This is a genomic window from Streptomyces mabaensis (assembly GCF_053763515.1).
In genome coordinates this window covers 215188-235346 of the sequence record NZ_JBSOPZ010000002.1, presented here as the reverse complement: position 1 = coordinate 235346, position 20159 = coordinate 215188, and the positions used below count along the sequence as shown (strand labels likewise).

Genomic DNA, 20159 nt, shown 5'->3' with positions numbered 1-20159 from the left:
CGGGCAACTGACCGAAGGTGGCGTATCGCCGTTCGAACGGCGATACGGCTCCGCAACGGGGCGGTGAGGCAGGGGTGGTGCCGCGTCGGCGCAGCACCACCCCGGTCCTCCGGCCCTGACCGGGCAGGATTAGACCGGCACCCGCGCCCGGTCGACGACCGTGGCGAGATCCAGTGTGTGCGGCAGCGTCCCGAACGCGGTCCCCCAGTCCCCGCCCAGCCGCGAGGCGCAGAACGCGTCCGCGACCTCCGACGGCGCCCAGCGCACCAGCAGCGAGCCCTGGAGCACCACCGCCATCCGCTCGACCAGCCGCCGGGCCCTCGCCTCGATGCCGTCCAGATCGGCCAGTTCGGTCAGCAGATCCTTGATCGCGGCGTCCAGCCGGTGATCGGCGCCGCGCGCCTGCCCGACCTCCTGCAGGAAGGCGTTCAGCGCCTGCGGCTCCCGCTGCAGCGCCCGCAGTACGTCCAGCGCCTGTACGTTCCCCGAGCCCTCCCAGATCGAGTTCAGCGGCGACTCGCGCAGCAGCCGCGGCATCCCCGACTCCTCGACATAGCCGTTGCCGCCGAGGCACTCCAGCGCCTCCGCCGCGACCGGCGTACACCGCTTGGTCACCCAGTACTTGGCCGCTGGCACCGCCAGCCGCAGGAAGGCCCGGTCCTGCTCGCTGTCACTGTCGTAGGCGGCCGCGAGCCGCAGCGCCAGCGTCGTCGCCGCCTCCGACTCCAGGGCCAGATCGGCCAGTACGTTCCGCATCAGCGGCTTGTCGATGAGCTTCCCGCCGAACGCGCTGCGGTGCGCGGCGTGGTGAATCGCCTGGGTCACGGACTGCCGCATCAGCGCGGCCGACCCGACCACGCAGTCCAGCCGCGTCGCCGCCACCATCTCGATGATCGTGCGCACCCCCCGGCCCTCCTCGCCCACCCGGCGCGCCCAGGTGCCGTCGAACTCCACCTCGCTCGACGCGTTGGACCGGTTGCCGAGCTTGTCCTTCAGGCGCTGGATCGCGAACACGTTCCGGCCGCCGTCCGGCAGCACCCGCGGCACCAGGAAGCAGGTCAGGCCCCCGGCGGCCTGCGCCAGCACCAGGAAGCCGTCGCACATCGGGGCGGAACAGAACCACTTGTGACCGGTCAGCAGGTACTCGCCCCCGGCGCCCAACGGCTCCGCGCGGGTCGTGTTCGCCCGGACATCGCTCCCGCCCTGCTTCTCCGTCATGCCCATCCCGAAGAGCACCCCGGGCTTGTCGGCCGCCGGGCGCAGCTCCTGGTCGTACACATGGGCGGTCAGTCGCGGCTCCCACTCCGCCGCCAGCTCCGGGTCGGCGCGCAGCGCCGGCACCGCGGCGTGCGTCATCGACAGCGGGCAGCCGTGGCCCGCCTCGGCCTGCGTCCAGACCAGGAAGCCCGCCGCGCGGCGCAGATGGCCGGCCGGGCGGCCCCAGGCGTCGGTGAGGCCCGCGGAGACGGCGTGCCCGAGCAGCCGGTGCCAGGAGGGGTGGAACTCCACCTCGTCGATCCGGTTCCCGTACCGGTCGTGGGTGCGCAGGCGCGGCGGATTCTCGTTGGCCAGCACACCCCACTCCTGGGCCTGCGCGGAGCCGGCCGAGACGCCGAGTTCGCCGAGCTCGGTTCGTACGGTGTCGAGGAGTTCGGGTGCGTCGGGCGGAAGATGCCGTTCCACGCCCTCCACGAGGGCCCGGTCCGCGTTGTAGACGTCGTGTCCGACCAGGGGCGGAGCCTGGTTGGTGACGGTGTGGGTGGTGGGTGCCATGCCGATACGGTAAGGAGGTGCAGCCAGCAAATGAAACACCCGAGCGGCCATCGGGCCGGCTCCACCGGGCCCGTGCCCTGTACCGCAACGTCTCCAAGCGCCGGATGGCCTGGCTGCTGCTCAAGGACACCGTCGATTCGGCCATCGAGTACCGCATTCTCGGCCTCGCGGCCGAGGCGGCGTTCTTCACCCTGCTGTCCCTGCCGCCGCTCTTCCTCAGCCTGATCGGACTGCTCGGCTACGTCGACGGCTGGACCAACACCTCCACCGTCGCGGGCATCGAGCAGAACATCCTGGGCGCCGTCGGCACGATCCTCTCCGACCGGGGCGTCAACGACATCGCCAAGCCGCTGCTGGACGACGTCACCCAGCGCGGCCGCCCCGACCTCATCTCCCTCGGCTTCGCCTTCGCGCTCTGGTCCGGCTCCCGGGCGGTGAACGTCTTCATCGACACCATCACGGTGATGTACGGGCTCGACGGGCACCGCGGCATCGTCAAGACCCGGCTGCTCGCCTTCCTGCTGTACCTCGTCGCGCTGGTGATCGGCGCGGTGGTGCTGCCGCTGATGGTGGCCGGCCCGGACGCGGTGGTGAGCCTCGTGCCCTGGGGCACCGAGCTGGTCAGCGTCCTGTACTGGCCGACGGTGACCCTGCTGTCCATCGCCTTCCTGACCACCCTGTACCACGTGTCCGTACCGGTGCGTTCGCCGTGGATCGAGGACGTGCCGGGCGCCCTGGTCGCCCTCGCGATGTGGGTGCTGGGCAGCTTCCTGCTGCGTCTCTACCTGACCAACACGGTGGAGGGCCCGACGATCTACGGCTCGCTCGCCGCCCCCGTCGCCGTGCTCCTGTGGATCGGCATCTCCGCCTTCGCCGTCCTGGTCGGCGCCGCGGTCAACGCCGCGATCGACCGGGTCTGGCCCTCGGTGGCCACGGCCGCCGCCCGCGCCGCGAACGAGCGGGTCCGGGCCGCCCAGGCCGCCGAACTCCTGGCCCGCGCGGAGGCGGCCCGCGCGGCGGCCGGGGAGGACGACGACGAGGACGGCCCGGGCGGGGACATGCCGTCCGAGTTCCCGGAGCGCTGGTCGAAGTTCCTGCCGCCCGACGACGTCACCTCCCGCCTGCGCAAGGAGCGCCACGCGCCGCCCGGGGACTAGCGTGGCTCGTGTGTACGACGAGTGGGCGTCGCGGGTTCCCGGGGCGGTCGTCTGGACGCGCACCGCGCGGGGCGGTGGGCCGTACCCGGTACTGCCCGACGGCTGTATGGACCTGCTGTGGACCGAGGGGCGGCTGCTCGTAGCCGGACCCGACACCCACGCCCACCCCGCGGACGAAGCCCCGGGAGCCCGCTGGGCCGGCGTCCGCTTCGCGCCCGGCACCGGCCCCGCCGTGCTCGGCGTACCGGCACACGAACTGCGCGACCAGCGCGTGGCCCTGGCCGATCTGTGGCCCGGAGCCGAAGCGCGCCGGCTCACCGAGCTGACGGACGAGGCCGCGGACCCGGCCGCCGTCCTGGAGGGCATCGCCCTGCGCCGGGCCGCGGCCGCGGAGCCGCCCGACCCGGTGCTGCGCGCCGTCGTCGCCGCACTGGACGCCGGGCACAGCGTCGCCGCCACCGCGCGCGCCTCGGGCCTCGGGGTGCGCCGGCTGCACCGCCGCTCGCTCGCCGCCTTCGGCTACGGACCCAAGACACTGGCCCGCGTCCTGCGGCTGCAGCGCGCCCTGGCGCTGGCCCGGACCGGTATGCCGTACGCCGAGGTCGCCCTCGCCGCCGGCTGCGCCGACCAGCCCCACCTCGCCCGTGAGCTGCGGGAGCTGGCCGGCACCACGCTGGGTGCCTACCTGGCGGCGAACAGCGAGACCCCGCAGCCGTCCGGGTCGATCACCACGGCGTAGCGCTGCCCCCAGAACGCGTCCCAGGGCTTCAGGTGGCCCCGGTAGCCGGCTGCGACGAGGGAGTCGTACGTGGCGTCGACCTCGGCGGGACTGCCGCACACGAAGGCGAGCCCGATCCGGTCGCCGCCCTGCGGCCTGCTCCATCCGGGGTCGAAGGAGCGGATGACCTCCTCGGTGTCCCAGGCGATCCGCAGCCCGCCGGGCAGCGTCGCCTCGACATGCGGTTCCGCGTCGGCACCGGCCGGGAGGTCGAGCCCGAGCCGGCGGTAGAAGGCGAGGGAGGCGGCCATGTCGGAGACGACCAGGCCGACCACATCGAGTCGTGGAGTCATGCCCGCCAACGTAGGCGGGCCGCGCACCGCCGGTCTTGTACGAATCGGTCGCTACGCAGCGGTCGCCACGCAGCGGTCGCGCGGCCCCAGCGGCGCGCGCCGAGGCGTTCTTGTTCCGTAAGGTCCGGATCGCTTGCGGCGCCCGGGCTCGCATGAGTGGATCGAAGTACACGGCAGCGGACCGTCCCGTGCCGCGGAGCACGATAAGAGAGCGCTCCTCATGGATGCGACGAACGAGCCGACGACCCCCGGTGTGGAGCCCCTGGGCTCTTCCCGGTTCTCCCGCGTACTCCTGGCCGTCTGCCGTGTCGTGGTCGCTCTGCTGTGGATCCAGAACCTTTCCTGGAAGCATCCACCGGCCTTCGGGAACAAGAGTGACCCCCCGCGGGACCTCTACGACTGGACGCTCAACGGGGTGGAACACGAGGTGTTCGCCCCCTGGGCCTGGCTGGTCGAGCGCGTGATCCTGCCGAACTTCGCGGTGTTCGCCTGGGGCGCCTTCGCGGTCGAGGCGTGCCTCGGAGCCTTCCTGCTCGTGGGCCTGGCCACCCGGTTCTGGGCGCTGGTCGGGCTGGCCCAGACCACCGCGATCACGTTCTCCGTGCTGAACACCCCCCACGAGTGGTTCTGGTCGTACGTCCTGATGTACGCCGTGCACCTGGCGCTGCTGGCCACCGCGGCGGGTCGCGCCTACGGCGTGGACGGTGCGCTGCGCCCCGTCTGGCGGCAGCGGCGCGGCCGCCTGTCGCGGGTACTGCTGACCGCGTCGTAGCCCGCCGTAAGCCGAGGAGGATCCATGCGGACCGAGCGAGAAGCGATCGCCCGAACGGCCGCCGGTCTGGGGCTGGGTGCCGCGGCGAGCGGTGTCCTGGGTATCGCCGACGCGCTGCCGTGGGGAATCGTCACGCTGGGCGGGACCGGCACGCTGATCCTGCTGCTCCTGGCCGTGGTGACCGTCGCGGCCGGGCTCCTGGCGCTCCGGGCGCTGATCCTCCTGGCCGGAGCGGGTTTCCTCGCCGCCTCAGTCCTCCAGCTGGTGCAGATCGGGTGGACGGGTGCGAATCTGCTCGGGGGTGACGGTTCGACCGTGGCCCTGCTTCTCGGCTTCGCCGTGGGCCTGCTCGCCCTCGGTGCCGCCCGGGCGCCGGACACCGGAGCGCCCGCCCCCACCCGCCCCACCCGCTCACGGGAAGGCCCTGATCCCGGATGAACGTGGACAGTCTGCTGCAGCCGGTCCTGGCCACCGCCACGAAGCAGGCCCCGGCGGTCGACGCGGACGGCCGGTTCCCCGCCGAGGCGGTATCGGCTCTGGGGTCGTCCGGCCTGCTGGGCCTGACCCTCCCCGAACCGGAAGGCGGCCTGGGAGCCGGTCCGGAAGAGTTCGCCCAGGTCACGGCCCAGCTGGCGGCCGTCTGCGGATCGACGGCCATGGTCTATCTGATGCACGTCAGCGGCGCCATGACCGTACTGGCCGCTCCTCCCCCCGGCCTGGAGTCACTGGTGCCGTCCCTGGCCGACGGCAGGGCGCTGGCCACCCTGGCGTTCAGTGAGCCCGGCTCCCGCTCGCACTTCTGGGCACCGATGTCCCAGGCCGGCCGCGACGGCGGCCAGGAGGCGCGGTTCACCGCGGACAAGAGCTGGGTCACCTCCGCGGGTCACGCCACCTTGTACGTGACCTCCGTGCTGTCGGCCGACGAGCCGGGCACCGTCGACCTGTACGCCGTAGTGGCGAACCAGCCCGGTGTGTCCGTCACCGGTGAGTTCCGCGGCCTCGGGCTGCGTGGCAACGCGTCCGCGCCGATGCGGTTCGAGGTGGCGGTCCCGGACCACACCCGCCTCGGCCCGGCCGGCGGGGGGCTCGCCCTGATGACGGAGACGGTCCTGCCCTGGTTCAACCTGGGCAACGCTGCCGTCTCCCTGGGCCTGGCGCGGGCGGCGCTTGAGGCCGCCGTGCGGCACACCACCGGCGCCACGCTCCAGCACACCGGCCAGACCCTGGCCGAACTGCCCACCATCCGCGGCCGTCTGGCCCGCATGTCGCTCCAGCTGGAGGCCGCGAGCGCCTATGTGCGTGCCGCCGCCGCGAGCATCACCACACCCGACGAGCAGACCCCGCTGTACGTCCTCGGGGTCAAGGCGCTGGCCAACGACACCGCCCTGACCGTCACCGACGACGCCATGCGGGTATGCGGCGGCGCGGCGTTCTCCCGGCACCTCGGCATCGAACGGTACTTCCGCGACGCCCGGGCCGGCCATGTCATGGCCCCCACCGCCGACGCTCTGTACGACTTCTACGGCAAGGCCATCACCGGCCAACCGGTGTTCGGCTGAGCCAGGCCGAGTCCGGCCGATTCCGGCTGTACGCGGCCGCATCCGGCAGGAGAGGAGACCGCTATGGAACCGCTCGTGGTGGGCGCGGTGGCCTACACCCCCAACGTCGTGCCCATCTGGGAAGGCATCCGCGACTACTTCCGCGCGGCTCCGGTCGAGATGGACTTCGTCCTGTTCTCCCACTACGGCCGCCAGGTCGACGCGCTGCTCGCCGGAAGCATCGACATCGCCTGGAACACCAACCTGGCCTGGGTACGTACCGTTCTCCAGTCCGGCGAGCGCGCCCGGGCGCTCGCCATGCGCGACACCGACCTGACCTTCCGCAGCCACCTGGTCTGCCGGGCCGGGGCGGGACTGCGCGGCCCCGACGACCTCAGGGGACGACGGCTGGCGCTCGGCAGCCGCGACTCCGCACAAGCCGCCATCCTGCCGCTGCACTACCTGCGCCGCGAGGGCATCACCGACGGGGACGTGGAACTCCTGCGTATCGACAGCGACCTGGGCAAGCATGGCGACACCGGCCGCAGTGAGCTGGACGCCGTCCGGGCCGTGCTCGACGGTGATGCCGACGCCGCCGCGATCGGCATCACCACCTGGGAATCCCTCGGGCGGGACGAGTTGATGCCCGACGCCCTGGAGTCCTTCTGGACCAGCCCGGAGTACTGCCACTGCAACTTCACCGCGCTCGACACCCTTGACGCGGGACGTGCCGACGCGTGGACCACGCACCTCCTGGCCATGGACTGGAACAACCCCGAGCACCGCCGGATCCTCGAACTGGAAGGTCTGCACCGCTGGGTACGCCCCCGACTCGACGGCTACGCCGACCTCTTCCAGGCGGTCGAGGAGCAGGGGGTCGCAGACCGATGGTGATTCTCGACCTCGTCGAGACGCTCTCCGCCACGGCGGAGGGCGACACCGTCACGCTTCCTCTCTCCGCACCGGACGAGGCCGCGCTCGCCGCCTCCTGGTGCGAACGCACGGGCAACACCCTGGTCGCTTCCGACACCGGCACCGTCACGGTCCGAAGGGGCAGGCCTGCGGACCCGATCGCGGCACTGCCCCCGGACCGCCGCCCCGGGGCACGGCTGTGGCTGTACACCAACTTCGACTGCAACCTCGCCTGCGACTACTGCTGCGCCCGGTCCTCACCGCGGACGGCGCGACGGGCCCTGGGGGTGGACCGGGTCCAGGCGATCGCGGAAGCCGCTCCAGAGGCGGGAGTCACCGAGATACTGCTCACCGGCGGCGAACCGTTCATCCTTCCCGACCTCGACCGGATCGTCGCGTCGTGCACCGCAGCCCTGCCCACCACCCTCCTCACCAACGGCATGCTCTTCCGCGGACACCGGCTCCAGATGCTCCGGGCCATGCCCCACGACCGGCTCACGCTGCAGATCAGTCTCGACTCCGCCACCCCCGCCCTGCACGACTCCCATCGGGGCAAGGGGACCTGGGCCAAGGCCGTCGACGGCATCCGTACCGCCATCGGTGAGGGCTTCACCGTGCGGGTGGCCGCCACGCTGACCACCGACGACCGGCGAGAAGAGAGGGAGCTGCGGTCCTTCCTGGACTCGCTCGGCATCCCCCGCCGGCATCAGGTCGTCCGGCCCCTCGCCCACGAGGGGGCCGCGGACGACGGCCTGGAACTCACCGTGGAAACCCTGGTTCCGGAAGTCACCATCACCGCTGACGGCGTCTACTGGCATCCGGTCGGCGCGGACAACGACGAGCAACTCGTCACCCGCGACATCTTCCCCCTCGATGCCGCCGTCGACCTCGTACGGACCAGGTTCCGCGCATACCGGCAACAGGCGGACGCCGCCGCCCGCATGTTCCCCTGCGCATGAACGGGAACCGGACCACCGGGATCAGTTGCCCGGCGGAGCGGGACGCGGGCGGGTTTCGTACATGCGGACGGCGACGATCAGCCCGGAGGCCGCCGTGAGGGCGGCGACGGCCCAGATCGCGGTGGTGAGGCCGTATGCGTCGGCGAGGATTCCGGCGAGGAGGGCGCCGACGGCGAAGCCGCCGTCGCGCCACAGGCGGTAGACGCCGACGGCGCGGGCGCGCCAGGCGGGGTGGGCGACGTCTCCGATCACGGCGAGCAGGGTCGGGTAGACGAGTGCGGTGCCGATGCCGAGCAGGATCTGGGCGGCGGCCCAGACGGGGAACGTGGTTCCGGCGGCGACGAGGCCGATGGCGGCGGCCTGGAGCAGCATGCCCGCGGTGATGAGGTGTTTGCGGCCGGCGTGGTCGGACCACCAGCCGGTGAGCATCTGGCCCGCGCCCCACACAGCGGGGTAGAGGGCGGCGAGGATGCCGATCTGTCCGACGGTCAGGCCGTGCGCGGCGAACAGCAGCGGAAAGATGCCCCAGGCGAGGGCGTCGTTGAGGTTGTTGACCAGGCCGGCCTGGCTGGCGGCGGACAGGGCCTTGTCGGTGAAGCTGGTGCGGCGGGCGATCTGCGCGGTGGTCACGTCCGTCGTCGTCTGTACGGGGTGGAGCGCGGCCTCGGCTCGGGCGTGGTCGCGGGTCTCGCGGACAGCGAAGGTGGACAGGCCCAGGGCCAGGACGAGGTAGGCGGCACCGAGGAGGAAGGGCTCGGGGCGCAGTCCGGCGTGTTCGGCGATGGCGCCGGTGGCCATGGCGGTGGCGGCCACCGCGACGTATCCGGCGGCTTCGTTGAAGCCCATCGCCAGGCCGCGGCGTTCCGGACCCACCAGGTCGATCTTCATGATGACGGTGGTTGACCAGGTCAGGCCCTGGTTGACCCCGAGAAGGACGTTGGCGGCGATGATCCAGCCCCAAGAGGGGCCCCAGGCGAGCATCGCAGGTATCGGGAGGGCGATCAGCCATCCGGCGACGAGCACCGGCTTGCGGCCGTAGCGGTCGGAGAGGGTGCCGGCGAAGAAGTTGGTGACCGCCTTGGTGGCGCCGAAGGCCAGGATGTAGGTGAGGGCGGCGGTGTAGGCGGACAGGTGGAAGACGTCGTCGGCGAGCAGCGGCAGCACGGTGCGTTCCTGGCCGAGCATGCCGCCGACCAGGGCATTGACGGCGACGAGCAGGGTGAACTGGGCGAGGTTGGCGCGCAGTCCGAGCCGTATGCCGCCGGGGGTGGTCGATGGGGGTCCCCCCTGATCGAGCGGAGCCGAGAACTTCGGGGAGGTCACGCGCCCTCCTGGAGCGGGCGGCCGGTGGCGTCGGCCCAGTCGGCGGGGCCGCCGTCGAGGACGGCGAGGCCGTGGTGCCCGGCGCGCTGGAGGAGGCTGGCGGCGGTCATCGCGCGTTCGCCGTGGCCGCAGTGCACGACCGCGCCGGACGGTACGTCGTCCGTACGGGCGGCCAGTTGGCCGAGTTCGATGCCGGCGGCGCCGGGGATGTGCCCGGCGATGCGCTCGGAGTGCTGGCGGACGTCGAGGACAGGGCGGTCCGCGACGTGATCGGCGGTGAGAAGCTCGATGATCTGCTGGTCTCCGCCGTCGGCCGTCCAGGCGTGCATGTCCAGGTGGCCGGTCAGTCGCTCATACCCGATCTTCAGGGCCTGCCAGGTCAGTTCGGCGAGGTTCTGGCCGGATGCTGTGACGAAGACCAGCGGGGTGTCGTCGGGCAGCAGCCAGCCCAGCCAGGTGGCGAACTGGTCGCGCAGCGGGATGGAGATCGCACCGGGGATGTGCCCGGCGGCGAAGTCCGGCAGCGGTCGTACGTCGACGATCTGCGCGCCCCGGCCGAGCAGGGTGCGTACGGCGGACGCGGAGAGGGTGGGGATCGAGGGCGCGGCGCCGAGGACTGCGGGGCCGCGCCGGTTGATCTCGGCCAGGCGGTCGAAGTACGCGGGATAGGAGCCGAGGCTGTCCAGAAGTTCCCGTACGAAGGTGTCCTCATCCGGTGCGGTGAGCAGGGAGTTGGCCCGCTTCTGGGTGCCGATGGTCGTGGTGCGCTCGGCGCCCGGTGGGGCGGAGCAGAACGAGCCGGCGCCGTGTGTGGGCCACACCGCGGTCGCGTCCGGGAGTTCGGCCAGCCGCCGCAGTGACCGGTACTGGGCACGGGCCAGTTCCTCCGCGCGGTCGGCGCCGAGCAGGTCGGTGCGGGCGGCGGAACCGACGATCAGCGAGCCTCCGGTGAACACGCCCAACTCCCTCGTGCCGTCCAGGAGCAGGAAGGAGAGGTGCTCGTCGGTGTGGCCGGGGGTGGACAGCGCGCGCAGGGTCAGCCCGCCGAGGTCCACCTCGTCGCCGTCGGCCAGCGCGGAGTGCGGGAAGGTGCGGCGTCCGGCGGCGGAGGCCAGCACGGTTGATCCGTAGTCGGCGGCGAGCTGGAGCGCGCCGGTGAGGAAGTCGGCGTGCAGGTGGGTGTCGGCGGCGTACGCGATGGTCAGCCCGCGCTGCTCGGCGGCGGTGCGCAGCGAGCGCAGGTCCCGGCTCGCGTCCACCGCCAGGGCGCGGCCGTCTCCGAGGTCGACAAGGTAAGCGCTGTTGCCCAGCCCGGCGTCGACGAGCGGTACGAGGTGGTCGTCGGCGAAGCCCATCGGGTCCTCCAGGTGTCACGGTACGGGCCGGGTGGCCTCCACGCTCACCCATAGATACAATATTCCATGGATTAACGGAGGAAGCCATGGGAGACGCCGCGCGCAAGACCGCGCTGTACGACGCCTTCGCCCGCACTGGCAAGGCGCTGAGCAGCGGGAAACGTCTGGAACTGCTCGACCTGCTGGCTCAGGGCGAGCGCACCGTCGAGGCCCTCGCCAGGGCCGCCGGGCTGAACCTGACCACCGCGTCGGCGCACCTGCAGACCCTCAAGCAGGCCGGCCTGGTCGCCACCCGCCGCGAGGGCGTGCGCATCCACTACCGGCTGGCCGGGGACGACGTCGCCGCCCTCTACGCGTTGCTGCGTCAGGTCGCCCAGGCTCATCAGGAGGCGGTCGAGCCGGCCCGTCGCGCCTACCTCGGCACGGACGACGCGGAGGAGGTGGACCGGCAGGAACTCCTCGCCCGCGCGGCGGCCGGGGAGGTCGTCGTCCTCGATGTGCGTCCGGCGGAGGAGTACGCGGCGGGGCACATCCCCGGCGCGCTGTCCATCCCGGTCGGTGAACTCGCCGACCGCATCGCCGAGTTGCCGGAGGAGACCGAGGTGGTGGCGTATTGCCGGGGGGCCTACTGCGTGCTGGCCCACGACGCCGTACGCCTCCTGCACGAGCAGGGCCGCAGAGCGGTCCGACTGGTGGACGGGATGCTGGAATGGCGGCTGGCGGCGCTGCCCGTGGAGGCGGAGACAGCCGCATGACCCCGCCCACGTAATTGGATGGCGCCGAGGTCCGTGTGCCTCTAGGGTCGGTGGTGTTCGAGCGGCAACCCGGGTTGTCGCAGGCGACTTGGGTTGGTTGAGGAGGTGTGAACGATGGCTGTCGTTGAGCTGGGCGCTGCCCGCATCCGGAAGTTCATCCAGTCCACCTCCGTGGCCTCCGGCTGACCACATTCCTCTCCCGCGCCAGTGAGCGCGGTGCCGGGGCCACCCTTGTGAAGGGTCACCCCTTGTCTTCCCTTTCTTCTCTTCCGGCTTCACCCTCGTCGCACTCGCTCACCCCCTACGGCTGGGACGAGAACTGGGCTGCCGAGTTCGCCCCGTACGCCGCGCAGGGCCTGCTGCCCGGCCGTGTCGTACGGGTGGACCGCGGGCAGGCGGACGTCGTCACCACCGCGGGCACCGTCCGCGCCGACACCGCGTTCGTCACCCCGCACGACCCGATGCGGGTCATCTGTACCGGCGACTGGGCCGTCGTCGAGCCCGGCGGCGACCCGCGGTTCGTCCGGACGCTGCTGCCGCGGCGCACCGCGTTCGTACGCTCCACCTCCTCCAGCCGGTCCGAGGGCCAGATCCTCGCGGCCAACGTGGACCACGCGATCATCGCGGTCTCGCTCGCCGTCGAGCTGGACCTCGGCCGGATCGAGCGGTTCCTCGCCCTGGCCTGGACAACCCGGAGGACGCGCCGGCCGAAGTCGTGGGGTACGTCGCCGACCAGCTCGGCCACCCCGCGTCGGTGCTGGCCGGGTACGGCGCCGAGCGCACACGTTGGGACCACTGGAACGTCATCAAGGATGCCTACGGCTACCGGGATCTGAAGGGCGACGCCTGGTGGAAACTGGCCCGCTGGCTGTGGGACCGGTGCTGGTCGGGCAACGAGCGACCCATCGCCCTGTTCTACCTCGCCACGCTGCACCTGGTCGAGAACAGGGTGCTGCTGCCCGGTGCCACCGTCCTCGAACGCATGCCGGTCGAGGACAGCCGCCGCACCTCCAAGCTGGACCGGCTGCGCCGCTCCCCGCGTCACATCACCGGTCCCGGCGCGGGCAAGGCCGTCGACCGATTCATCGAGCTCAACAAGCTCGGCGCCGCCGACTGGGAATTGGCCGCTATCCCTGCCGGCCGCGTGCACTCCCTGTCCCGCTCCGCCTCCTCGATGCGCACCCGCGCGGTCGCCGACCTCGCCGAGCCGCGCAGGATGGCCACCCTGGTGGCGTTCGCCGCCGCGATGCGCGCCGCTCGGCGGACGAGGCGATCGAGGTCTTCGACATGCTGATGTCTGACCTCGCCCGTACCTCCGCGAACCTGGCCGCCAAGCAGCGCATGCGCACCCTGGGCGACCTGGATGCCGCCGCCCTGATGTTGCGCGAGGCGTGGAGCACCCTCTCCCACGCCGCCGCCGACCCCGAGCAGGATGTCCGATCCGGCTTCGACCTCCTCGACATCACCGCCATGCACCAAGCCGCGCGCACCGTCGGCGAACTGGCCCGGCCCGAGACCGAGACCATCGCCGCAGCAGCAACCGGCTGCGCGGCCTGCTCACCCAGTTCCATCCCTATCTCGAGCGCGTTCTCGGCCCGCGCCTGGACCTCCGGCCATCACACACCTGCTGGAGAGACACGGCTCCCCGGCCGCCCTGCGCAAGGCTGGACGCCGCCGACTCGTGAACCTGATACGCCCCAAGGCCCCGCGCATGGCCGAACGCCTGGTCAACGACATCTTCGACGCGCTCGACGAACAGACCGTCGTCGTCCCCGGCACCGCCACCCTCGACGTGGCCCACGCCCGCGAACGCGAGGTCGCCCTTCGCCTGCAAGAGGGCGAAGCCGACCTGCTGTCCTGCCGTCAGCCGCACTTCGCCATGTGCGGTAGACCTGCCGACCTCCAGGGCGACAGCGGAGGACAGCACCAGACTCGCCGTCGTCGACGATCTCCTCGATGACCGCCCGTACGTCGTACGCCTGGTTGGCGTTGGCCGGGACGATCTCCGAAAGCGCCTCGGTGAGCCGGTCGGCCGGGTCGTCCGAGGGCTGGAGGGGCGCCGTCTCACGGTTGTTGGACGGCAGCAGGGAGAGCAGGAACTCACGCCAGGCCCGTGAGTAGCAACTTCAAGATGCACACTGCTCAGCGAGTTGGCTTTCAGTTTTGTGATCTTCGTCTCCGGTTGTGGACGATGTAGACGATCTGTCACTTGGGTGCGGTACAAACGTTCCGCGGGCCGACCGGGGCTCGTGGCGGTGGGGGGGCGCCTGCGGGGTGCGACGTGCCGTGCTGGTCTACGACGTTCAGCAGGGGACCACGACATGCCCTATCCGCAGCCTTCTCCCGTGCCGGGGCCGTCGGCCCCGCGCCGCCGTGCGCGCTGGGAGCGCTACCGGGTGACGGGGCCGTTCTCCCCCGCTGATCTCGCGAAGCTCTGGGGCCTGATGGGCGCTCTGATGGGCGTCGCGCTGCTCTGCGGCTGGGTGCTGGACGTGAAGGGTGGCACGGTCATCGTGGTGGCCGCGCCGTATGTCTTCCTGTGGTTCGACGCGCGGCGCGTCCTCTTCCAATTCGACCCCTCCGGCGTGCGTATCGGCAACGTCCAGCTGCCGTGGGCCGACGTCACCGCCTTCCTCGTCGCCGACTCGGCCGCGCTCGGGCCGCAGGTGCTCATCGGCACGCAGCTGCGCGACGGCACGCTCATACCCGCGGGGGCCGAGGTGCTGCCACCCGATCCGGCGATGCCCGCGCAGCTCCATGTGGCGGTCGAGCGGCGGAAGTTCGACCTCGGGAAGCTGACCGCGAAGGCGCGGCGGTATGCGCCGGCGCATGTGCAGATCGTCGACGCGGCGGCTGGGGCTTCCGCGGGGTTCGGGGCCGGCCCGGTCGCGGGTGGCGATCCGTACGCGGGTGGTAGTCCGTACGTGACCGGCCAGCCCGTCGCCGGCAACCACTATGCGGCGGCCGGGCAACCGGGCGTGGTTGCCGGCCAGTTGCGGACCGCGCTGCCCGACGGGTATGGGCCTCGCTGGGGCCTCGTCGTGGCCGCGGTGCTGGCGTGTGTCGCGGTCTGGGCGGTGTTCGCTGCCGCACTGTCCCGGATAGCCATGGTCTTCCCGTATGAGGGCGCGGGTGCGACGGGCGGCATCGCCGTGGGGACGGAGGACGTCCTCGGGCTGTCCGACTTCCCGCCCGGCGGCCCCCCGGGCGGGCTGGTGACCTGGCCGTCGCTGCTCTTCCTCCTGGCCGCACTCACCCTCGCCTACCGCGCCCTCGGGCCGCACGCGCCATCGCGCGCGCTCAGGGTCGTGGGCCTCCTGTGCGCCGTCGCCTTTCCGCTGGTACTCCTCGCGAACGACGCCTTCGACGGCCATCCCCTCAGCGACTACGAGAGCGGCTGGTGGCTGCTGCACCTGGGCGCGTTCCTGGGACTGGCGGCGTTCGTCGCCATGGACCTGATGCTCGCCCGGGGCGGGGGCCGCGCGGCCGGGCCCGACCAGTTCAGCTCAGGAAAGTCCGGCCCCTACCAGCCCGGCATCGGCCCGTACTGACCACCGACCGACCGATCCTTACGACCACCACCTCCAGGGGGAGCCTTGAAGACCCGTACCGCATTCGCTGTCCTCACCGCCGCCGTCGCTGCGCTCGCGCTCACCGGGTGCTCCGACGACACCCAGGAGCTGTCCTTCGGCGCCAAGGCGAAGAAGGACAACCTGGAGGTCAGCGTGCTGCGCGTGGACGCCGGAACCTCCGGCGACCTATCCGTGCTCCAGGACGCCGCCCAGTACCAGGGCCGTACGCCGTACTACGTCCACTACCGGGTGACCAAGACCGAGGCCGGGGACGTGAACGGGCCCTCCTTCGATGTCACGGCGGACGGGGACCTTCTGACGCGGCTGGACATCATGAGCGCCTTCCCGGAGCCGGTCGTGGGCGAGGACGGGCAGCTCAGCTACAAGGACGCGCCGAAGTTCGACAAGTGCCTCGACGAGCACGACTCGAGTACGTTCGAGAAGGCTGCGGCGGGCGAGAGCTACGAGGCATGCTCCGTCTACCTCTCCGAGTCGGGCTCCAGTGCGGAGCCCGAGAAGGTCGAGTGGGTCAAGGGCGGCCTGCTGCGCAGCAGCGACGACGAGGCGTTCGCCGTCTGGAAGTGAGCCCGCCCTGCCCCCTCGTCACCAGGAGTGGCCGACCCGTCGGGCACGCTCCGATCCCTAGCCTCGGGCTTTCACCACGAGTGGTGTCCAGTAGGTGGCCGGGAAAGCAGAAAGTGCTCCTGACCCACAACGATAGGACTTGCTGAGGGTCCTGTACGTGGCGAGGAAAGAAGCACTTCCCAGGTGAAGAAGAGTATCGGGTCCTATCCGTCCGTCCGCGTCGAGGGCGGTGGCCGCTCGGTGGTCTCGCAGGCCGGGTCGGTGCTGCTGGTCGAGACGGTCCGCAAGTCCGGCCTGGACGCCCGATATCGGCGGCACTGACGTCGTGGCGCAAGCCGCGGGCCTGCACGACCTGGGGAAGATCCTGCTGGATGTCGCACTCGCGACCGCCCTGGGCGGGGACTGCCTGGCCGACGTCGCCATGCTGCGGGCCGAGCCGGAAGTGTTCGGGCCGCTGACCTCCGACCCCACGATCTCCCGCCTCGTCGACACCCTTGCCGCCGCCGGGCCGAAGGCCCTCGCAGCGATCCGCGCAGCTCGCGCCGAGGTACGTCAGCGGGTCTGGGAGTTGGCCGGGGCCGATGCTCCGGCCGCCGACGGATCGGTGATCGTGGATATCGACGGGGTGCTGGTGCACGCGACTTCTCGCCGGCATACGGCGTTCCATGGGTGAGGCCAGCTGCACGGCATGAGGGGGCGACACAGCCTCCCAGTTCAGCTCACAAGTCGCCCTGCCGTACCAGCGCAGCTCCAAGCCGGCCGACGTCATGCGCTGCGCCACCACGGGGGCGAATGGTCTCGTCCTCGTCGGCAGCGCAGTTGATGGCGCATCGTCGACCCGGTCCTGAACTCGTCACAACCCCCGCTGCCCACGACCCGGGCGCCTGGGGCCAGGCCGGCGGTAACGGGCTCTCCCGCGATTGGTCGTGAGGCGTGTTGGCCTGGCTACTGAGACAAGGGGCCCGCCACGCGGAGCCGCGCTAGTAATAGCCCTTCGCGCCGTCGAGCAACTCCCGGACGATGTCCGCGTGCCCCGCGTGCCGCCCCGTCTCCTCGACGAGGTGGATCAGCATCCAGCGGAGGTTGGCGCTGCCGGAGTGGAAGTCGGGGTGCCGGCCGACGTCGTCGAGGGAGGCCGCGGCGACGATCTCATTGCTGCGGGCGCACTGAGCCTCGTACTCCGCGAGGAGCTCGGTGAGGGGGCGGCCGTCGGTGTGCCAGTCGGCGTCCTCGCTCGACTCGTCGAACGACGGGTTCTGCTTCTCGTCGCCGCCGAGGAACAGCACCTCCAGCCACATGTGCTCGGTCCAGCGCATATGGGAGATGAGACCGGCCATCGTCATGGCCGGTGAGGTCGGGATGACCGAGCGGTGCGCGTCCTCATCGCTCAGTCCCTCACATTTCCAGCGCAGGATCTGCCGCTGCAGGTCCAGCCAGCCGATGAGCGCGGTGCGTTCGTCCGCTTGGAGCGGGGGGCGTTCCAGTTCCGATGTCATGCCGGCGCACGCTACCGGGGCGGCCTGGAGAGGGACACCTGGATTCACGGGCTCTTCCGCGATTGATGATCTTCGTCACGGTCGGGGACATCGGGGTGGTCGTACGAGTTATCCGGGTTGTGATGGCTCATCAAATCCGTGCGGTGATGGCGCATCCCGCGTTCTGCGGTGTCCCGGAGTGGCTCTTGGGCGAACTGGTTACGGAGCTCGCTGCGCGCTGGGAGGCCCGCTGCGAGTCCGAACGTCATGACCGGCGTCAGGGCTCGCGCCGACGTGAGGCAGGGGCCGGGCCGAAGTACGAGCTGGTGTTTACCGACCGGCTGCTGGCCACGCTGGTGCAGGTGCGCGCCGACGTCGCCCACTGTCCACACCGGGACACCGGAGGCTGAGTCCAGGTCGGGCACGTCGCGCAGCAGCCGGACCAGTCGTGGAACCGCGGCCCCCAGCGCGGCGCGGGTCCACTCGTGCTCGGCCACGGGATCGAATCTCGTAACCGTGGCCATACCACTCCCCTTGGCTGACTTCCCCACCCCTACGGCAGGGCACCGGTTCGGGCCGGCCGGCGTGAGGCACTGCACAGTTGTCCGACCAGTGCTTTGACGATCGGGATTCATCCGGCTCCGGAGCACGGTCTCTCCCTTGTACGGGAGCAGGCATCCTTCGGTCCGCTCATGACGTCCCGGGGGCGAAGGACATCATGCGGGCTTCGGGCCACGCGTCGTTGCCGCTCACGCCTGACGGCGTGATGACGATCCGGCCGTTCGCGTAGGTCAGATTCCCGTTGAGCATTCCGGCCTCCGTGGCCCGGGCCGTCTCGGGATGCCGCAGCACCTGCTGCTTCGTGTCAACGCCGCCTGGGCCGAACCGGACGATCCCGCCCGGCCGGTTCGACGAGGCCGCCTCGTAGACGAGCGCGGAAGCGTCGCCCTCCGCACGCAGAGGGTGAAAGGTGCTGTCTGCGGACTTCACGCCCCAGACCAGTTTCCCTGTGCCGAGGTCGTACGCGCCGACCCTGTCGGTGCCCCCCAGAAAGACGGTGTCCTCGCCGACGACCACGCCCTTGCAGGTCTGGATGTTCTCGCCCGAGTCTCCCAGGTCGGCGCAGTACTTGAAGCCTTTCGGCCTGGCGTCGACGGTGGTGCGGAGCTTCCCGCCCGGCCCGAGGGCGACGACCCGCCAGTCGTCCGTGCGCTCCTCGGCGTGGAACGTTGTGACGACGACCGGGCGGACGGAGAGCACATTGCCCACCTCCCAGCCCTGCCGGGTCCGAAAGCGCCACAGGACCTTCCCGGTGCGCGGGGCGACTTCGCGGAGCTGACTGTAGCTCTTGCTGCGGTCGACGCTGATCGCGCAGTCGGACTTCACCAGGAGCCGGGGGCCGCCCGCCACGTCGTCGGGGTAGCACTTGCCGGGGTTCTCCATGGGGATGTCGTAGAGCTTGGCACCGTCGCCGACCCGGTACGCGGCGGCTTTCATGAACTGGACGATCGCGAGGACATCGCCGCTGATGGCGGTGTTGACGGTGATCGTATGGTCCTTGGATCCGGTCTCGGTGAGCTCCTTGTGCCAGCCCGCCTTCCCGGTCCGAAGGTCGATCATCTGAAGCTGGTTGCACCGGTTCCCGCGCACGGCCTGGCTGCTCTTGTACACCAGGACGACCTTGCCGTCAGGGGTCGGGTTGACCGGTGTCTCGCAGACAGGGGCGGGCAACGGCACGCTCCACACCTCCGCACCGTCCGAGAGACGGTGGGCGACGACCCTCTTGTGCACGGCCTGGACGACGGTGTCGCCGACGATCCACAGATCGTAGAGCTTGATGTTGCGTCGGGGCAGGTCGGTCCGGTCATCGGCGATCCACGCCGTCGCGTCCCCCGGCTCGCGGCCCGCGTTGATCTCCTCCGACGTCGGGATCCGCCTGGGTTCGGGCGTGCGGACCGCGGGGATGCGGTGGGAGGAAGGTGTCCCGGAGGGGTCGGGCGCCTGCTCCGCCACTGGTCGGGACGGCCCTCGCGACCAGCCGTCGGTGACGGCGTACAGCCCTCCGCCTGCCACGAGAAGCAGAAGGACGACGGCCGTGGCGATCACCGGCCCCTTGCCGACGCGTCTACGGCGGCCCGGCGGCCCGGTTGTGCCCTCCTGGGCGTACGGGTTCCCCGCAACCGGCTGCTGCTGCGGGCGTGACTTGTACCAGGGTTGCGGCGCGTGCGGCATCGTCAGGCCGCCACACGTTCGCCGGACGGATCGGCGACCACGATCCGGATGTGCGGCGGGGCGTACTTGCGCGCTTTGCGGACCATCTTCGCCAGATCGAACTTGGACCGCGGAACGGTGACGTGGACGGGTGCGGGCATGGCCGGGTGCTGCGACGGGACGCTCATGCCCGCCGGCAAGGACGCGCCCGAACGCAGCCTCGCACCGATCAGCGCGTGCGGGCCGTCCTGTGGTGTGGCGACGACGAACTGGGTGACGTCGGCCCACGGCAGCAGCACCTCGCCGAACCGGACACCGGCCGCGTCGAACTGGAACGCCGTGCGTCGCTTCTCGAACCAGGAAACGATGAAAGGCATGGCCGCGACGATGACCACGCCGCCCTTCATGTCGAGTGCCCAGCCGAGCACTACGGCAAGTGCCACGACGCCCGCGATCGACCCCCACATGGCCGCCTGGTCCTGAAGGGAGAACGGGTGGGCAACCCGGTAGCGTTCCCACCGCCCACCACGGCGGGTGGGTCCTGTGCCGGGTGAGCGGTTGACGTGCGACATTGCGAAATGTCCTCTCTCGATGAGGTGTCGGCCGGTAGTTCCGGGACCGCGTGGCTGTGATCACACCGACGGCCGCTCGTTCTGAGTCCGGTTCGCCTGCGCAACCGGGCAGACTCTGTCGTGAGGCTC

The 20159-nt window shown here is 71.2% G+C and carries 19 protein-coding genes and 4 pseudogenes; 15 read left to right on the top strand and 8 right to left on the bottom strand.

The genetic code is table 11. The features are described from left to right. Nucleotides 1–129 precede the first annotated feature (129 nt). Nucleotides 130–1773, bottom strand: coding sequence for an acyl-CoA dehydrogenase family protein (locus ACWV17_RS02660; RefSeq protein WP_455358306.1), 1644 nt, complete (start codon nucleotides 1771–1773; stop codon nucleotides 130–132). A 17-nt stretch (nucleotides 1774–1790) separates the two neighbouring features. Here ACWV17_RS02660 and ACWV17_RS02655 point away from each other — a divergent pair, with 17 nt between their 5' ends. Continuing rightward, nucleotides 1791–2930, top strand: a complete 1140-nt coding sequence (locus ACWV17_RS02655) for a YihY/virulence factor BrkB family protein (RefSeq protein ID WP_455358305.1) — start codon at nucleotides 1791–1793, stop codon at nucleotides 2928–2930. Nucleotide 2931: 1 nt separating this feature from the next. After that, nucleotides 2932–3669, top strand: a complete 738-nt coding sequence (locus tag ACWV17_RS02650; RefSeq protein ID WP_455358304.1) for a helix-turn-helix domain-containing protein — start codon at nucleotides 2932–2934, stop codon at nucleotides 3667–3669. Here ACWV17_RS02650 and ACWV17_RS02645 read toward each other — a convergent pair. After that, nucleotides 3612–4001, bottom strand: coding sequence for a VOC family protein (locus tag ACWV17_RS02645; protein ID WP_455358303.1), 390 nt, complete (start codon nucleotides 3999–4001; stop codon nucleotides 3612–3614). The genes ACWV17_RS02650 and ACWV17_RS02645 overlap by 58 nt on opposite strands. Before the next feature lie 220 nt (nucleotides 4002–4221). On the opposite strand from ACWV17_RS02645, the gene ACWV17_RS02640 reads away from it, so the two are divergent. The 5 genes from ACWV17_RS02640 to ACWV17_RS02620 all read left to right on the top strand — a co-directional run bounded on the left by ACWV17_RS02640 (nucleotide 4222) and on the right by ACWV17_RS02620 (nucleotide 8182). Then, nucleotides 4222–4773 (top strand): DoxX family protein, encoded by a 552-nt coding sequence (locus ACWV17_RS02640; protein ID WP_455352078.1) that lies wholly within the window; start codon nucleotides 4222–4224, stop codon nucleotides 4771–4773. A gap of 24 nt (nucleotides 4774–4797) precedes the next feature. Then, the gene (locus ACWV17_RS02635) at nucleotides 4798–5211 is read left to right on the top strand and encodes an Rv1678 family membrane protein (RefSeq protein WP_455352079.1); all 414 of its coding nucleotides are present in this window, start codon (nucleotides 4798–4800) and stop codon (nucleotides 5209–5211) included. Continuing rightward, the gene (gene fadE16, locus ACWV17_RS02630; RefSeq protein WP_455358302.1) at nucleotides 5208–6332 is read left to right on the top strand and encodes an Rv1679 family acyl-CoA dehydrogenase; all 1125 of its coding nucleotides are present in this window, start codon (nucleotides 5208–5210) and stop codon (nucleotides 6330–6332) included. The genes ACWV17_RS02635 and fadE16 overlap by 4 nt, the downstream gene beginning before the upstream one ends. A 63-nt stretch (nucleotides 6333–6395) precedes the next feature. Next, nucleotides 6396–7205 (top strand): Rv1680 family SBP-like protein, encoded by an 810-nt coding sequence (locus ACWV17_RS02625; protein ID WP_455358301.1) that lies wholly within the window; start codon nucleotides 6396–6398, stop codon nucleotides 7203–7205. Continuing rightward, on the top strand, nucleotides 7199–8182 hold the full coding sequence (locus ACWV17_RS02620) for an Rv1681 family radical SAM protein (protein WP_455358300.1): 984 nt from the start codon (nucleotides 7199–7201) through the stop codon (nucleotides 8180–8182). The genes ACWV17_RS02625 and ACWV17_RS02620 overlap by 7 nt, the downstream gene beginning before the upstream one ends. A gap of 21 nt (nucleotides 8183–8203) precedes the next feature. Here ACWV17_RS02620 and ACWV17_RS02615 read toward each other — a convergent pair whose 3' ends face one another. Both ACWV17_RS02615 and ACWV17_RS02610 read right to left on the bottom strand, forming a co-directional pair. Then, nucleotides 8204–9505: an MFS transporter gene (locus tag ACWV17_RS02615; RefSeq protein WP_455358299.1), complete on the bottom strand. Its 1302-nt coding sequence runs from the start codon at nucleotides 9503–9505 to the stop codon at nucleotides 8204–8206. Continuing rightward, nucleotides 9502–10860, bottom strand: a complete 1359-nt coding sequence (locus ACWV17_RS02610) for an MBL fold metallo-hydrolase (protein ID WP_455358298.1) — start codon at nucleotides 10858–10860, stop codon at nucleotides 9502–9504. The genes ACWV17_RS02615 and ACWV17_RS02610 overlap by 4 nt, the downstream gene beginning before the upstream one ends. Nucleotides 10861–10946: 86 nt before the next feature. Here ACWV17_RS02610 and ACWV17_RS02605 point away from each other — a divergent pair, with 86 nt between their 5' ends. The 4 genes and pseudogenes from ACWV17_RS02605 to ACWV17_RS02590 form a co-directional block, all read left to right on the top strand. After that, the gene (locus tag ACWV17_RS02605) at nucleotides 10947–11615 is read left to right on the top strand and encodes an ArsR/SmtB family transcription factor (RefSeq protein WP_455358297.1); all 669 of its coding nucleotides are present in this window, start codon (nucleotides 10947–10949) and stop codon (nucleotides 11613–11615) included. A gap of 248 nt (nucleotides 11616–11863) precedes the next feature. Further along, nucleotides 11864–12305: pseudogene (gene rsgA / locus ACWV17_RS02600) on the top strand (GTPase RsgA); the annotation flags it as partial. Between the two features lie 25 nt (nucleotides 12306–12330). Further along, nucleotides 12331–12909 (top strand): DUF4158 domain-containing protein, encoded by a 579-nt coding sequence (locus tag ACWV17_RS02595; RefSeq protein ID WP_455358296.1) that lies wholly within the window; start codon nucleotides 12331–12333, stop codon nucleotides 12907–12909. Nucleotides 12910–13144: 235 nt separating this feature from the next. Next, a pseudogene (locus ACWV17_RS02590) lies at nucleotides 13145–13410 on the top strand (IS110 family transposase); the annotation flags it as partial. A gap of 136 nt (nucleotides 13411–13546) precedes the next feature. Here ACWV17_RS02590 and ACWV17_RS02585 read toward each other — a convergent pair. Beyond that, a pseudogene (locus tag ACWV17_RS02585) lies at nucleotides 13547–13714 on the bottom strand (carboxyl transferase domain-containing protein); the annotation flags it as partial. A 246-nt stretch (nucleotides 13715–13960) separates the two neighbouring features. On the opposite strand from ACWV17_RS02585, the gene ACWV17_RS02580 reads away from it, so the two are divergent. The 3 genes and pseudogenes from ACWV17_RS02580 to ACWV17_RS02570 form a co-directional block, all read left to right on the top strand. After that, entirely contained in the window at nucleotides 13961–15166 is a 1206-nt protein-coding gene (locus ACWV17_RS02580; RefSeq protein WP_455358295.1) for a hypothetical protein, read from the top strand. A gap of 45 nt (nucleotides 15167–15211) precedes the next feature. Beyond that, complete coding sequence (locus ACWV17_RS02575) at nucleotides 15212–15772, top strand: hypothetical protein (RefSeq protein WP_455352093.1); 561 nt, start codon at nucleotides 15212–15214, stop codon at nucleotides 15770–15772. Nucleotides 15773–15955: 183 nt separating this feature from the next. After that, a pseudogene (locus ACWV17_RS02570) lies at nucleotides 15956–16433 on the top strand (transposase); the annotation flags it as partial. Between the two features lie 319 nt (nucleotides 16434–16752). Here the strand turns inward: ACWV17_RS02570 and ACWV17_RS02565 are convergent. Further along, nucleotides 16753–17268, bottom strand: coding sequence for a DinB family protein (locus ACWV17_RS02565; RefSeq protein ID WP_455352094.1), 516 nt, complete (start codon nucleotides 17266–17268; stop codon nucleotides 16753–16755). Nucleotides 17269–17333: 65 nt separating this feature from the next. On the opposite strand from ACWV17_RS02565, the gene ACWV17_RS02560 reads away from it, so the two are divergent. Continuing rightward, nucleotides 17334–17657 (top strand): hypothetical protein, encoded by a 324-nt coding sequence (locus ACWV17_RS02560; RefSeq protein WP_455358294.1) that lies wholly within the window; start codon nucleotides 17334–17336, stop codon nucleotides 17655–17657. A 280-nt stretch (nucleotides 17658–17937) separates the two neighbouring features. Here the strand turns inward: ACWV17_RS02560 and ACWV17_RS02555 are convergent, their stop codons facing one another. Then, nucleotides 17938–19353: an outer membrane protein assembly factor BamB family protein gene (locus ACWV17_RS02555; protein WP_455358293.1), complete on the bottom strand. Its 1416-nt coding sequence runs from the start codon at nucleotides 19351–19353 to the stop codon at nucleotides 17938–17940. A gap of 128 nt (nucleotides 19354–19481) precedes the next feature. Then, nucleotides 19482–20030: a hypothetical protein gene (locus ACWV17_RS02550; RefSeq protein ID WP_455358292.1), complete on the bottom strand. Its 549-nt coding sequence runs from the start codon at nucleotides 20028–20030 to the stop codon at nucleotides 19482–19484. Nucleotides 20031–20159: the final 129 nt, after the last annotated feature.